The organism is Nocardia ninae NBRC 108245 (assembly GCF_007990755.1).
GTDB lineage: Bacteria > Actinomycetota > Actinomycetes > Mycobacteriales > Mycobacteriaceae > Nocardia > Nocardia ninae.
Genome location: NZ_BJXA01000138.1, coordinates 1 through 13408 on the forward strand (window position 1 = coordinate 1; position 13408 = coordinate 13408).

Annotated in this window: 13 protein-coding genes and 1 pseudogene; 7 read left to right on the plus strand and 7 right to left on the minus strand. The window is 66.0% G+C overall.

Features of this window, described 5'->3' with window-relative positions; genetic code table 11:
• Positions 1-1465 (minus strand): lytic transglycosylase domain-containing protein (locus tag NN4_RS43200; protein ID WP_222595273.1); only part of this gene is annotated, 1465 nt, incomplete at its 3' end.
• 402 nt (positions 1466-1867) lie between these two features.
• Here NN4_RS43200 and NN4_RS43205 point away from each other — a divergent pair.
• Together NN4_RS43205 and NN4_RS43210 are read left to right on the plus strand one after the other, a co-directional pair.
• Positions 1868-3415 (plus strand): beta-N-acetylhexosaminidase, encoded by a 1548-nt coding sequence (locus tag NN4_RS43205; RefSeq protein WP_246181426.1) that lies wholly within the window; start codon positions 1868-1870, stop codon positions 3413-3415.
• A gap of 114 nt (positions 3416-3529) precedes the next feature.
• Positions 3530-4672: a hypothetical protein gene (locus NN4_RS43210; RefSeq protein WP_246181427.1), complete on the plus strand. Its 1143-nt coding sequence runs from the start codon at positions 3530-3532 to the stop codon at positions 4670-4672.
• A gap of 80 nt (positions 4673-4752) precedes the next feature.
• Here the strand turns inward: NN4_RS43210 and NN4_RS43215 are convergent, their stop codons facing one another.
• The 3 genes and pseudogenes from NN4_RS43215 to NN4_RS43225 form a co-directional block, all read right to left on the minus strand.
• Positions 4753-5022 (minus strand): hypothetical protein, encoded by a 270-nt coding sequence (locus NN4_RS43215; RefSeq protein WP_107655622.1) that lies wholly within the window; start codon positions 5020-5022, stop codon positions 4753-4755.
• Positions 5023-5055: 33 nt separating this feature from the next.
• A complete protein-coding gene (locus NN4_RS43220) occupies positions 5056-6060 on the minus strand; it encodes an LGFP repeat-containing protein (RefSeq protein ID WP_147143885.1) in 1005 nt (334 codons plus the stop codon).
• A gap of 392 nt (positions 6061-6452) precedes the next feature.
• Positions 6453-6641 (minus strand): annotated as a pseudogene (locus tag NN4_RS43225) (DUF1990 family protein); the annotation flags it as partial.
• Positions 6642-6853: 212 nt separating this feature from the next.
• Between NN4_RS43225 and NN4_RS45565 the strand changes: the two are divergent.
• The 5 genes from NN4_RS45565 (at position 6854) to NN4_RS43245 (ending at position 10682) form a co-directional block, all read left to right on the plus strand.
• Positions 6854-6994, plus strand: coding sequence for a hypothetical protein (locus tag NN4_RS45565; protein ID WP_186818907.1), 141 nt, complete (start codon positions 6854-6856; stop codon positions 6992-6994).
• A gap of 2 nt (positions 6995-6996) precedes the next feature.
• On the plus strand, positions 6997-7326 hold the full coding sequence (locus NN4_RS43230; RefSeq protein WP_147143887.1) for a hypothetical protein: 330 nt from the start codon (positions 6997-6999) through the stop codon (positions 7324-7326).
• Between the two features lie 165 nt (positions 7327-7491).
• Positions 7492-8700 (plus strand): PucR family transcriptional regulator, encoded by a 1209-nt coding sequence (locus NN4_RS43235; RefSeq protein WP_147143890.1) that lies wholly within the window; start codon positions 7492-7494, stop codon positions 8698-8700.
• Positions 8701-8860: 160 nt separating this feature from the next.
• Complete coding sequence (locus NN4_RS43240) at positions 8861-10171, plus strand: lipase family protein (protein ID WP_147143894.1); 1311 nt, start codon at positions 8861-8863, stop codon at positions 10169-10171.
• Positions 10172-10355: 184 nt separating this feature from the next.
• The gene (locus tag NN4_RS43245) at positions 10356-10682 is read left to right on the plus strand and encodes a hypothetical protein (protein WP_147143897.1); all 327 of its coding nucleotides are present in this window, start codon (positions 10356-10358) and stop codon (positions 10680-10682) included.
• A 10-nt stretch (positions 10683-10692) separates the two neighbouring features.
• Here the strand turns inward: NN4_RS43245 and NN4_RS43250 are convergent, their stop codons facing one another.
• The 3 genes from NN4_RS43250 to NN4_RS43255 form a co-directional block, all read right to left on the minus strand.
• Positions 10693-11586 (minus strand): esterase/lipase family protein, encoded by an 894-nt coding sequence (locus NN4_RS43250; protein ID WP_147143900.1) that lies wholly within the window; start codon positions 11584-11586, stop codon positions 10693-10695.
• 315 nt (positions 11587-11901) lie between these two features.
• Positions 11902-12033: a hypothetical protein gene (locus NN4_RS46735; RefSeq protein ID WP_281289476.1), complete on the minus strand. Its 132-nt coding sequence runs from the start codon at positions 12031-12033 to the stop codon at positions 11902-11904.
• Positions 12034-12072: 39 nt separating this feature from the next.
• Positions 12073-13408: lanthionine synthetase LanC family protein (locus NN4_RS43255; RefSeq protein WP_186818908.1), on the minus strand; the 1336-nt coding region annotated here is incomplete at its 5' end.

Genomic DNA, 13408 nt, shown 5'->3' on the forward strand with positions numbered 1-13408 from the left:
GTTGCGGCGGGGGCGGGGCGACTGACTGTTGCTGAGGTGCCGGTGTTGCGGGTTGCTGAGGTGCGGGGGTGGCAGGTGCGGCGGGCTGCTGCTTGGGCGTGGTTGGTGGGGGCGTGGCTTGTTGTTGATTCGGTGGCGGTGGGGGAGCGGACTGTTGAGGTGCCGGTGATTTCGGCGGAGCCTGCGTTGTCGGCTTCGGCGGGGCGGTTGTTGCTGTGGGGGAAGGCTTTCGCTCGGTGGCCGCTGGCGGTGGAGCGACCGGTTGCCGGGTGGTGGGCTGCGCCGACGTCGAGGACGTCGGGGCGGGCGGGCGGGTTGTCGGCGAGGTGGTTGTCGGAGTGGTTGTACTGGGAGTTGTTGTGGGCGTGGTGGTTTGGGTGGTGGGACGTGGCTGGGGGCTGGTCGGCACCGGGATGGTGGGCACCTTTGGAAGGGTTGGGGTCGGGCAGAAGATGCCGCAGGGGATCGGTGCTCGTCCGGGGATGTTGATCGTTACCCGGATCTTCAGTTGCAGTGTGGCCCGTGGGGTTTGGGGATCAGTTGTGGAGGTGGTGTCCGGTGTGTCCGAGGGTGGGGGATCGGTTGTCGCTTCGGGCGCGGGTGTTTCCTCCGGTGGCGCAGCGGGATCGGCGACGATGGTCTCGCCGACGCTCATGCTCGAGCCGGCACCTTCGGGCATACCCCCGTCAGGGGTGCTGTCCGGGATGGGGGCGAGCTCGCCTTGGGCGGGGGCGCCGCCGGTCTTGTAGGCGTTGGACCAGCTGAGCACCTTGGACGCGTACTCGAGGGAATTGTTGTAGCGCAACACCGCGCGTAGTTCTTGCTTCTGGTCGCGCATATCCAGATCGCCGGAGCACAGGTATTTGCCCGCGCCGAGTACGGCGTCGAAGATGTTGTTGGGGTCGGTGTTTCGGTCACCGTTGCCATCGGCGGCGTAGATCGCCCAGGTGCCGGGCAGGAATTGCATCGGGCCGACGGCGCGCACATAGCCACCGTCTGCGGCCGGGATGATTTCGTTGCCGGGCAGGGTGCCGTCCAGCGCGGGTCCGTAGATGATGCCGCGGGTGGTGCCTTCGGCGTCGGTGCGCCCGTTGCCCGCGTGGTTGGATTCGATTTTCCCGATGCCGGCCAGCAGATGCCACGACATCCCGCAGTTGGGTGTCGACGACTGCAAACTGAGTTCGGCGTTGCGGTAGGCGGCGAGGGCGACCTCGGGGATGCCGCGGGTCGGCACGTTGGGCAGGTCGACGTTGTGCAGCGGGACGGTGCCGTCGACCAGCGATTCCTCGTCGAGCGGCGGTGTCATCAGTTGCTGCTGAGTGGGTTCCGGTCCGATGACGATCGATTGATCGGTGCCCGGATCGGCAGTGCCGATGGACGACGCGAGCAGGCCGTCGGGTGTGCGTGGCGTGGTGTGTGCCGCCGACCCCGAGAGCACCAACCCGGTCAATACCAGCGCGGACACGGCAGTTGGTCCAGATATTCGCATCGGCGCACCAATCCCTCGGGAGGTCGAGCGCGGCGGTGACCTGCGGTACCGCCGCCGCGAGTTCCGATCATCCGTAATCGACGGAAGTCGTTGCCGGGCGCGAAAATGTCCTACCGCCGATGTCCGAACAACCGGGGTGAATCATGGCATGAAAAAGCCACCCGGAGCTCCCCAGTAGAAGTGGGGAAATTATCGGCCGACGAACTGTCCGCCGCCCCGGATCAAGTGTTCATTGAATGGTAATTCGCCCTATATCCCCAGTTGGGAAGGTCCCCACTCAGATCTTGCACGCTGATCCATACTTCTGTGTGCCCCCTCGAGTTGTACCGGAGGTACGCTATGCGGAAGTTCCTATATCCCTTTGCATTCGGCGCAGTAGTGGCTTTGACCACGCTCGTCATGCCCGGCTCGGCAGGTAACGCCGCCGACAATCCACAAGCAACAGAACGCGGTGTCACCGATATCGTGCCGGTCCCCGTCGAAGCCAAGCCGGACCCCGGCTCGAACTTCCGGTTGACCGCCGAGACCGTGATCCGCGCCGAACATCAGGCCAAGGATGTCGGGAACTACCTGGCCGGTCTGCTCCGGCCCGCCACAGGTTTTCCAGTACCGGTGGTCGATCGATACGACCTCGGCAAGAAGTCCGCGATCACCCTGGAACTCGGCGACGCCGGTTCCCGCGTCGGTGATCAGGGCTATCAGCTGCACGTGACCAAAAATGGGGTCAAGCTGAAGGCCAATACCACCGACGGGCTGTTCGGCGGCGTGCAGTCGCTGCGCCAGCTCTTCCCGGCGGACATCAACAAAACGACTGTGCAGAAACGGGATTGGACGGTCTCGGGCGGAAAAGTGCTCGACTACCCGCGTTTCCGCCAGCGCGGCGCGATGCTCGACGTGGCCCGGCATTTCTTCAAGCCGGATCAGGTCAAGCGGTATATCGACCAGATCGCCCAGTACAAAATCAACACCCTGCACCTGCACCTGACCGACGATCAGGGCTGGCGCATCGAGATCAAGAGCTGGCCGCGGCTGGCCGAGATCGGCGGCCAGACCGCGGTGGGTGGTGACCCTGGTGGCTACTACACCCAGGAGCAGTACAAGGACATCGTGAATTACGCGGCGTCCCGACACATTACGGTGATTCCCGAGATCGATATGCCGGGCCACACCAATGCCGCACAGGCGTCGTACGGCGAATTGAACTGCGACGGTAAGCCGGTGCCGCCACGCACCGATATCGAGGTCGGCTACAGCTCGCTGTGCATCGGTCTGCCCATCACCTACAAGTTCGTCGAGGATGTCATCCGCGAGGTCGCGGCGATGACCCCCGGCAAGTACATCCACATCGGCGGTGACGAGGCGCACGCGACCTCCGACGCCGACTACAAGACCTTCTTCGACAAGGTCACCCCGATGCTGGCCACCTACGACAAGAAGGCGCAGGGCTGGCACAACATCGTGGTGACCAACCCGCCGACCTCGGCCATCCCGCAGTACTGGGATCCCGCCAGGAGCAACGCCGATGTCGCGGCAGCGGCCAAGCGCGGCAACAAGATCCTGATGTCGCCTGCCAACAAGGCGTACCTGGATATGAAGTACAACAAGGACACCAAGCTCGGTCTGCAATGGGCGGGCCTGGTCGAGGTGAAGGATTCCTACGACTGGGATCCGGCCACCTTCCTGCCCGGCGTTACGGAGAACCAGCTGGCCGGTGTGGAGGCGCCGCTGTGGTCGGAGACCCTGCGAACCAGCGCCGACATCGAATACATGGCGTTCCCGAGGCTTTCGGGCATCGCCGAGATCGGCTGGTCGCCCGCGGCGACACACAACTGGGACAAGTATCGGGCGCGGCTCGCCAAACAGGGCCCGATCTGGACCGCGCAGGGCATCAACTTCTACCGCTCCCCGCAGGTGGATTGGAAATAACCAACGCAGCACAACCATCCGAAAAACATTCTCGGGTGGCTAGATAACCCATCGCAATTCGGATCGGCCGGATTACAGGATCGTCCCCAGCGAACGATCCGGAAGGAGTTCGAGGTGTCGCCTTACAGAAGAACTTTCATTGCTTGCCTCGCGCTGCTAGCCGGACTGGGGACGGTCCTCACCCCGGCCACCGTGGCTGCCCAACCGGACGCCGCGGCGGTCGACACCGACGGTGACGGATTGCCCGATACCTGGGAGAAGAACGGCTACGACGCCAACGGCGACGGCACGATCGACGTGGACCTGCCCAAGATGGGCGCGAATCCGAATCACAAGGACATCTTCGTCGAGATGGACTACATGAACGGGCGCCTGCCGACCACCGTGGCCCTGGATCGAGTCGTCGCGGTCTTCGCCAATGCGCCGGTCACCAACCCCGACGGCCGCAACGGGATCTCCATTCACCTGGACGCGGGCAACGCCAGGGGCACCGCCTACGATCTCGGCGGCGGCAACCAGGTGCCCTACGACAACGATCTGTCACCGGTGGACAGCCAGGTCGCAGCGATCAAACGCAGCAACTTCGCTGCGGCACGCGCTCGGGTCTTCCATTACATGATCTGGGCGGATTCCTACAACGGCGGTTGCAGCAGCGGTATTTCGCTGGGAATCCCGGCGGACACCTTCATCGTCTCGGTCGGACCGAAGTGCAACTGGAATCCCGGTGACGACGGCAACGTCGGCACGTTCATCCACGAACTGGGGCACAACCTCGGCCTGAAACACGGTGGCGTCGACCACGTCAACTACAAGCCGAACTACCTCAGCGTGATGAACTACAGCTTCCAGTTCTCGGGCGTGCCCAAGACCGACGGCACCTCGAACTTCGGCTACTCGGGCGTGAACCCGCCTGCGCTGAACGAGAGCTCGCTGCAGGAGCGGCAGGGCCTCGGGCCGGTGGCCGCGGGCTGGCGGACGGTGTACTTCTGCCCGGACAACACCCGCAAGCGGACCGGTGCGGCGGACCAGCCGATCGACTGGAACTGCAACGGCAGCATCCAGACCTCCGGCGTGCGGACCAGCGTCAACAATGACCGGAACTACACCTCGCTGCAGGCCCAGAACAATTGGGCCTCGGTGGTTTACGACGGTGGCAACGTCGGTCAGGACACCGTCGAAACCCGGCGGCTCCCGGAGCAGTCGCCGGAGGAGATGACCAAGGAGGAGTTCGACCGGATGCAACACGTGCACGAGTAACGTTCTCCGACATACGAATTCCCGGCGGTGCCACCTCGGAAAGAGGCCGCACCGCCGGGAATTTCGCTGTCACAACGAGATCAGCGGGCCACCCGGTCGGTGGTCTGCCGATTCTTCGCGAACATCGCCAGCACCGCGGTCAGTACCGCGCCGACGACACCGCCGCCCGCGACCTGCCCGATGACCTGCCCGAGATCCAGACCCGAGCCGGTCGCCGCCTGGATGATCGCGCCGGTGACACCGCCACCGACGGCACCCGCGGCGGTATTGCCGACGGGCCCCAAGCCTTTACCCGCGCCGGCCATGTTCCCGCCGACCAGACCACCTAGTACACCCAACAACCATTCCATTGTCGTTCCTTTCCCTGGTGGTGTGTTACCGGTCTAGCGGCGCGTAGTAGGCGCGTCGCGGTGCATGTCATGTGCCCCTGAGACATTCGCGGTACCGCGCTGTCCGGTGGCTGTCGCGTCGGTGCGCGACGGTGTGAACCCTTGTCGACCCGCCGTTGCCGACGTCCCGGGGGTGGGGGTGCCGCGCATGGTCGTGGTCGTGTCCGCCCGGCGCCTGCCGAGCATGGCGAGCAGTCCGCCCACGACGGCGGTGATGGCCAAACCGATGGGGATGCCCCACCAGCGGTTGATGCCGGACCCGTCGGAGTCGGTCGTCCCCTCGATGTCGGGGTTCGGGACCGGGTTCGGTACCGCGACGTCAGGTGCGTCCGCGCGGAATCCCGGTAGGGACGCGGCTAGCTCCGGCGGCTGGGTCGCCAGCCCGTTGTTCTCCGACCACTTGATCTCGGTGCCGCCGGGGCCCTCGAAGTTGGCCGTCGCGACGCCGTCGTCGACGGTCATGTCCGAGCGCGGGTAACCGAAAGGCCCGGTGACGCCGCCGCTTTCGCGCCATGCGTCGAGCACCTTGCCCTTGAGGGTCCAGGCGCCCGTTTCGGGCTTCCAGTAGATCGCGGCGCCGCCGGGCTCGGCGAAGTCGTTGTATCGGCCGACGCCGTCGCCCGCGCCGGACTCATCATTGGTGGGGAAGCTCAGCGGGCCGCTCGGTCCGCCCAGCGACTTGTACTTGACGAGGATTTCGCCGTACATCGCCTTGGCTCCGGTGTTCGGCGAGTAGTAGATAACACCGCCCTGGTAGGCGCGTTCGGCACCACCGGCGACATCGGTGGCCGGGCCGAGCGGGGCGCCCAGGAAGGATCCCGAGCCGCCGAACTCGGCGTAGTGCGCGTCGATCGCATTGACCGCGTCCGCGGACGGGTCGGCTACCGCCGGAGCTGCGGTCCCGGCCAGTAGCCCCGAAGCGAGTAGGGCGAGCACGTTGACCGTGAGAGACGTGCGGCGCCGGTTCTTTCCTCGATGGGTATCCAACATTTCAGGCATGATCTCCTCGATTCGTCAGTGCGATGCGCGAGCCGACAAAGCGCGGCCGGTCCGCCGCTGTGCCTTCGACCTGGACGTGACGGGTGGTGAGGGTCGCGCTTGCCCGAAACTCCCGGTGGTATTGCCCCGGGTAAAGGCTGATTCCGGCTGTTATCCCGTCCTGGTCGAACTCGGACTGTCGGTTGGCGATATCAGCGTTGCGCTCCTGTATTCGTAGTGTATTCCCGCCCGCGTAATGGCACGGTCGATCAGCTACAGCCGGGCAATTCCCCTGTTGGAGCGGCGTCAAACATGGTTTTCGCTGGAAATCAGCGGTTGACCGCCCCGGATGCGGAAATAGTCGGTCGAATGTCGCCGGGTCAGCTACTGCGACGTGGCAATCTAACGGCCCGTCAGCGCGCCATTACGCGGGAATAGCGGCGTCGGTAGTACCGCTGCGCGAGCAACAGGACCGGAAACACCACTCGCCAGCGTCCACTCGGCGCCGGGCGGGTCAGGGATCGCAGGGTGAGCAGGACGGTACCGTCCGCAGCCCGGTGCACGATGAAGGCTTCCTCGCCGGAAACCGGGTGGCCGGGCAGGTTTCGTCGCCGGGTCGGGTCGCTCCGGCGGGTCCGTAGCTGAGCTCGCCGGCCACCGGTGTGCGGCGCTCAAGAGCGCGGTGTGCACAAGGCCGAACTGTATCGGTTCGGCGCCGAGCCCGCCGCTGTCGAACGTTCAGCGGATACCGAGCTCGGCCCGCGGCGGCGACCATGGCTGCATGGGTAAACCACCACGGGGAGTGTGACTTTCGATGGATGTGCTGGTCATCCTGGTCGGACTGGCGATCGGCGCGACGATCGTCTGGGGAGCCACCAGTTTCTGTGCCGAGGGCGGCTATCGGCGTAACCATTCGGACCGAACACCGCACGGCGACGACAAGGGCGGCCGATAGGGATGGATGTCGTCATCGAGATGCTCGTCGCCTGGTCGTTGGGCCGGGTGCGCCGGGCCGGGATGCGCGTCAACGGCCTCGCCGATCAGGCCCTCGACCTCGCGGTCGATCGGGTGTGGAATGTGGTGGTCGGCAAGCTCGGCGCCGATCCGACGATCGGGCGGTTGATCGCCGAGGCGCGGACCGGAGAGGTCTCGTCGCGGGCCAGAGCGGCGGCCGAGCGTTCGCTGAGCAGGGCGGCCACGGTGGATCCGCGGTTCGCCGAGGCGCTGCGGCAGGCGATGGCCGGGGTGGTGACGCCCGGCAGTACTCGGCGTCGACGGTGGTGGTGACGCCAGGCGGTACCCGGCGCCGGCGGTGGCGATGACGCCCGGCGTCGGTGGTGGCGAATCCGCTCGACGGCGGTGACGGGTCTGCTAAATTCTCGTTACCGGCGGTACCGGGTTAATTGAACCGCGCCTGCTGGGCGGTACCAGACATCGTCGTTGGGAGTTGCCGTGACCAGAGCGGGCACCGTTGCCGCGTTCGACCGCACCACCCGCCGGTCCGGCACCATCGAGCGGCTGCTCGCGGATGCGCTCGCGCTGGTCGACGGGTTCTCCACGCAGTCGCCGGTGTACGACGGGCTGCCGAGCTCGCTGGTCGACGCGGACTTCGTCCCGGCCGCCGAGCTGAATGTGCGGCTGTTCTTCCAGTTCTGGCTCGACGGTAACGAGCCGTCCGAGGACGACACCCGGCCGCTGGTCGAACGCGCGGTGTCGCTGGTGCACGACGGAATGCCACTGGACGAGGTGCTGCGCAACTATCGGACGGCTGTCGACTTCCTCTGGTCACAGCTGCCGACCACGGCGTCGCCGACCGGTCGGGCGGCGCTGGCCGAGATCGGCCGCCCGCTGTCGGAGTACCTCTCGCTGATGACGGCGCGCATCGCGGTCGCCTGTGTCGAGGATGCCCGGCGGCGGCCGTGGGACGAGCTGGAACGCAGGCGCGGAATTGTCGACGCCCTACTGGCCGGGCGGGATCCGGTCGATTGGATGGGCGATCCGGCGGTGCCGGTCGCGGACGCGTTCGTGGTCACGGTGATCCGCCCCGGTGACCCGGGCCCCGGCACGCTCACCGATCTGCGGCATCGGATCCACGATCTGCCCGGTGCGTTCCTGCGCCGCGATATCAGTGGATGGACCGCGCTGATTCCGATCGATCCGGGCGGCGACAGTACGGCGGTGATCGACCAGCTATCGGCGCGGCTGGCGCCCGGGTTCGCCAGGGAGACACCGCCATTGCTGTGGATCGGCGTCTCGCCCGCGCCGACCCGAGCGGCCATTCCAGCCGCCCTCGCGGAGGCCAGGGTGGTCGCGGAGCTCGGTCGCTGCCCCACGCGCAGTGACATCATCTGCCGTCGGCAGGATCTGCGGATGGAGTACGCGGTGGCGGTCGACGCGTCGGTGCGCACCGAACTGGCCTCGGTGCTGGAGCCGCTCGCGGATCAACCCGTATTGGCGGAGACGCTCGGCGTTTTCTTCGCGAACGAGTGCAATCAGAATGCCGCGGCGCGGCTATTGTTCGTGCACCGCAATACGATTACCTATCGGTTGGCGCGTATAGCCGAACTCACCGGATACGACCCGCAGCGCCCGACGGAAGCGATGACATTGTCAGCGGCGCGAACCGCCCAACTCTTGGAATCGAAGGGCTTCTCGGCCTGATTTCGTGGACCGAGTCGCGAGTAACCGGCTCCGGGCGCTATGGATGTGCACAACTGCTGCGGCGGGGACTCTGTCTGTTTGTCGATAGCGGGACGGACGCGCACGGGAGTGTACTGACTCGAGTTCGGTTTGCCGTTCACACGTGACGAGACGAGGGTGCATGTTCGGGGAGAGATTCACATGGGCAGCGGTGCCATTGGCGGCGCTCTGCCTGGCCGTGTCCAGCGCCGGCGTCGCGACCGGTGATCCGTATCCGACGTTCCCGCCGGATCAGAATCAGTTGCCGCAGTTGCCCGCTGAACCGCAGATCTACGATCTGCTGCCGATCCCGGTGCCCGCCGAAGACCCGTGGTACGCCGACCCGGCGGATCTGGCTTCGTATGCACCCGGGCAGATCATTCGTACGCGCAGCGTGCAGACCCGCATTCTCGGCATTCCGTTCCCGGTGGACACCAAGCAATTGTTGTTCCGCAGCAACGATATTCACGACAATCCGATCGCCACCGCGACGTCGGTGATCACGCCGGGGATTCCCTGGACGGGTAGCGCGCGACCGGTGGTGTCGTTCCAGGAGGCGATCGACTCGACGAACTCGGCCTGCAATCCGTCGTACACACTGCAGGTCGGCACCATGAAAGAGGCCGCGCTGGCGACGGGTTGGCTGGCGCAGGGTTTCGCGATCAACGTGCCCGACTTCGACGGCAAGTTCAACACGTTCAACACCTTCGACGAGGGCAAGATGGTGTTGGACAGCCTGCGCGCCATGAAAAACGATGCGACGCTGGGGCTTTCGGATTCCGGTATCGCCCTGTACGGCTATTCGGGTGGTGGCTCCGGATCGATCCGCGCGGCCGAGATGCGCGAAAGTTACGCGCCCGACGTGCGATTGCTGGGTACCGCCATCGGCGGCACTCCTGGTGACCTGCGCTTGCAGGCGCGCTACGCGACCGAGCAACGACCGGGACTCACCGGCATCAGCAACTTCACGATGTGGCTCGGGTTCGCCGGGTTGTCCCGTGAGTTCCCCGAGGTGTTCGACGCGACGAAGCTGCTGACCAAGGAGGGTCAGGCCATCCTGCAGGACATGCAGAGCCGCTGCGTGTACACGATCGCGCTGTCCGGCATGTACCGGCCGATCAGCGACTACTTCCAGCCCGGCCTGAGCTTGGAGACCGCGCCCGGCGTCATGCAAGTGCTACAGGAACAGAGCCTGGGCCAGCACATTCCGGACAGCCCGATCTTCTGGTTCCACGGTATCTGGGATGAGCTGATTCCCGCGTCCGCGGTGCTGCCCGTGGTGAACGACTACTGGAACCGCGGCGCGGATCTCCGGTTCTTCACCGTGCCCCTGCCCGAACATGTCGTCAACGCGGTGGCCGGCTGGCCGCCCGCCGTGGCCTGGATCAGCGCCGTGCTGCGCGGCCTCCCGCCGGGCCCGCGCTTCAAAGCCGACTTCCAGATCCCGGGCTGACCAACGGATTTCGATCCACGATCGGCTATCGCGGTGTTGGCCGCGATAGCCGAACGTCGAATCCCCGCGGCGGCACCCGCTCTCGTGCAGCTCGCTTCGAAGCCGAGTGCCGGTTGCTTTATGAGCCGAAATCCCTTCGCTCGGCAGCCGAGAACTGACTACTGTGCAGGCATGAGGAGGCCTGGTGGCGCTGCGTAAGAAGGGGGCACGTCGGATCGTCGTCGATGCGACGACCTACCGGTGGCGACTGCGCGGTCGGCCCACCTACAGCCAAGCCCTCGCGGCATCCCCGTGCACCTACGCCGTCGAGCATGCCGAGTATCCCGGCGCGACACTGGTTGTCGCGACCGGCCACGCTCACCCGAGCAACTGGGTGAGCGCCCGGTCGGTTCCGGTTCGCCCGGCGCACGTTGCCGAGAGCATCCGGATGGCGCTGGCACAAGGTTGGCAGCCGATCGCGCCAGGGTCACCGTTCCTACTGAACCGCGCGGAGAATTTCATTCCGTTCTGAATGCAGGGGTCTATCTCGTCTGTACGGATCCGGCGCCGACGCCGCACGGGACGGGGGCCTGGTGGTCTGGATCCAGGGCGTTGAGGACCAACTGGATGGTGGTGGAGTCGGAGGTTATCGCCATGTGCTCGGAAAGGTTTGTGGGGCAGACGTCTTGGAGGGTGATGTTGTCGACGTCGGGGCCGGTGAGGAAGCCGGTGGTGTAGGGCGTGGCGAACTCGTCGAACTTGGACACGATGACGGTGTAGTGGATGCCGGGTTGTGTTTCGCCGCCGGCGTTCAGCTGGGTGATGAACTCCGAAGTGGGCAGCTGTTCCCGGCAGGACGGGCAGAGCAGGTCGGTTGTCGGGGGGATCAGGGTGATCGGGAGGCCGATCACACCCCACGTGGTGCCGTGATTGTCGGGGGCGAGGCCGACAAGAGTGTGCACCTTGTCGGCACCGCCGAGGTTCTTCACGTAGTACCGGGGCAGCACGCCGCCTTGGGAATGGCCGACGATATCGACCTGCTCTGCGCCGGTGGCCGCGAGTACTCGGTCGACGAAGTCTGAGATCTCTTGGGCGGAGGCTCGCATCGGGCCGATCCCGGACACTGTGCCGCCGAGGCCGCGACCGAAATCGAGCGCGTAGACGCAGTAGCCGGCGGCCGCGAGTCGCGGGGACATGGCGAACCAGTTGTCCAGGCGATTCTCGAAGGTACCGTGTACCAGGACAACTGGGCGCGGATGCGCGGCACTCGGACGGCAGGACCAGTTGTTCGCGCCCGGCGGCGGTGGCACGACATCGATGTCGGACGACCCCTCACTTGGTTTGGGCTGGTCGGCGACGGCAGTGGCGGTCGATAGAACGGTGAGCGCCAGCACGCTCAGACCGGCCACGGACAGCCGGACAATGGATCCACGCACGAAAAGCTCCTCATCTCCGGTTCGACGGCGAGCACGCCGCGATACCAGCGAGCCACTGTCCCGCGATTCTTCGCGAAGTTATTCGGTGAAGATCAAAAAAGGCGGGGAGATCATGTGATAACGCGGCGCGATTTCGAGCCTAACGCACACCACATCGACGAGCATCCGATGCGTCGGGATCTACTTAACAGCAAGCTTAATGATTGGGATGAAGCCCAATTAAGGGCCCCTGAACTGGGCATCGAGCACACCGTGCGCGGTTTCGGTGGCTGCCGTGCAGGAGTGGTTACCCTTCTCCCGCACGGCAGCAACACACTATTCGGGCGTCGAGTCGTAACTGTCGGCCCAGACGAAGCTGCGGTAATGGCTGCGGCAGCACATCTGCGGCTCCATCGGCTGCTCTTCGATTTCCGGCAGGTCCTGCAACTCCAAGACGTCGGCTTCCACGATTCGCCTCCTTCTCTGCGATTCTCGGTGTTCTTTTTCTCACGGTGGGCCATCGCCGGTCGGTCGGTTGTCGACCAACCAGGAACGGGATCCGCCATGTTCGAGGCGCAGCAGGAAGTCCAGGACGCCGGCGAGCCCGACGTTGTAACTCGCGCACACCGCACGCATGGTGTCGTCGGGGACCAGGAGCCTGCCGTCGCGTTCGGCGGCCCGGACGTACAGGCAGGTGGCGATCTCCGCCGCCCACTGCCGATAGCGGGGCTGCCCGGTCGCCACGGCGAGATCGAGCAGTAATTCGGCGTTGCCCGCGATGCCGTGGCAGGTCCCCGTCGCGAGCCGCCAGCGGTCTCGATACACCGTGCGCCCGGCCCGTTCGGCGAACTCGCGGAACCGCGGTTCCCCGGTCGCCTGCCAGAGCCGGACGAGGAAGGTGCCGACGCCGGAGGTGCCGTTGCACCAGAAGTTCAGGTCGGGAGTGTCGGTCTTGCCCGGTCCCTTGGGCCAGCGCGCGCCGTCGCCGTCGAGTTCGGCCACGGCGCAGAGCGCGTGGCCGCCGCCGACCGCGATCTCGATCAGATCGGGCTGGTGCAGATCGCGGCCTGCGGCGAGCAGAAACGCCGCGTTGCCCGCGACGCCGTGGCCGAAGCCGTAGGACTCCGAGCCCGCGAGTTCGTCGCGGAACTGCGCACTGGCCAGCCAATCCACCCGGCGATCCGCCGCTTTGGTCAGGTGCACCAGGCGTTCGGCGCACTCCATGGCGCGTTCGGCGAACCGCTGATCACCGCTGGCCCGCCACAGCTGGAGTTGCGCCAGGCCCGCACCGGCCAGGCCGTGGCAGATGTCGGGGTTGGACCAGTCGAGCGGAATGCGCAGCGCGTAGTCCAGTGCGCGTCCGGCCACTGCGGCATCGCCCAAAGTCTCTGCGGCGGAATGCAATGCCCACACGGTGCCCGATCGTCCGAAATACAGTCCGGGCAGGCTGCGGCTCGGCTTGGTGAGTCGCTGGTCGAGCCAGTCGGCCGCGGTCGCCAATGCCGGTGCCACCCAGTGCTTTCCGGAACGCACCGCGCGATCCAGGACCGCGAGCACGCCTGCCGCGCCCAGTTGTACGTTGCACGGATCTCCCGGCGGCAACGAGGGGGGTCGCGGCCAGAGGTAACCGTTGTGCGGGGTCATCGTGTCGATCAGGTATACCAGTCCGTCGCACAGCAGGCGATCGATGCTCTCTGCGGGCAGTTGCGGACCCGGAAGTGCTTGCCCTGCAACAGGGTCGGATCGTAGGAACGCGGCGGCGCGGGCCAGCGACCAACGGTGCGGAACCGCAGCGGTGAGGCCCAGGATGAGCGGGGCGAGCGCGCGCAGCGCGGGCGAGGTC